This is a genomic window from Vibrio sp. ZOR0018 (assembly GCF_963865925.1).
Taxonomy (GTDB): domain Bacteria; phylum Pseudomonadota; class Gammaproteobacteria; order Enterobacterales; family Vibrionaceae; genus Vibrio; species Vibrio anguillarum.
Window position 1 is genome coordinate 1 of sequence record NZ_CAWMCN010000153.1, and the last position, 351, is coordinate 351.

Here is a 351-nt window from a genome sequence, read left to right on the forward strand (position 1 = left end):
CAAAAATTCATATTGAAACTGGACAGTAAACAAACTTTACTTGTTGCTCACAATATTGATTTAGCTCCTAGGGTTCCAAATCTAAAAGTTGGCGATCGAGTCCAGTTTTACGGTGAATATGAATGGAACAAAAAAGGTGGTGTCATGCACTGGACGTACAAGGATCCAAACAATAAACACCCGCAAGGTTGGTTAAAGCACAACGGTAAGACGTACGAGTAAAATTCACATAACAAACGGCTCAAGAGGGATTGCCAACGCGTGGCGGCTTTAGTGCAAAATTGAAGTTCAGTGTTTACAGTGTGTTTTTTGAGTTCGGTGGTGCGTTGTCAACCCCTTAGCCGGGCGTTA

General features: G+C 42.2%; 1 protein-coding gene. It reads left to right on the forward strand.

What is annotated here, in order from left to right:
- Nucleotides 1-222 (forward strand): DUF3465 domain-containing protein (locus AACR75_RS17185; protein WP_047691182.1); only part of this gene is annotated, 222 nt, incomplete at its 5' end.
- Nucleotides 223-351 lie beyond the last annotated feature (129 nt).